Raw genomic sequence first — 338 nt, forward strand, 5'->3', positions numbered from 1 at the left:
ACACGATCGTGGAGCCGGACTTCTACCGGATGGCCGTTCCCGGCATCACCGCGCACACCGCACGCATCCACATCCGCGACCAGACGCTGTCCAGCAACGAGCACTTCGAGGCACTGCTGGAGCAGGTCCGGCAGGAGATCGACCACGCCTGCGCGCGTGTGCTGACCGCCGAGCCGGACTACCTGGTGATGGGCATGAGCGCGGAGACCTTCTGGGGAGGCGTCGAGGGCAACGCGCAGTTCACGGCGGCCGTCGAGTCGTTCTCCGGGCTGCGCGTGGCCACCGGTGCCGAGGCCTGCCGTCGTGCGTTGGCGCTCCACGGCGCCCACCGCATCGGC

General features: G+C 69.8%; 1 protein-coding gene. It reads left to right on the forward strand.

Annotated features, from left to right (window positions below; translation table 11 throughout):
* The coding region (locus Q0L15_RS00370; RefSeq protein ID WP_296601421.1) for a hypothetical protein at positions 1 to 338 on the forward strand (338 nt) is incomplete at both ends.

Source organism: Nocardioides sp. (assembly GCF_024509035.1).
GTDB lineage: Bacteria > Actinomycetota > Actinomycetes > Propionibacteriales > Nocardioidaceae > Nocardioides.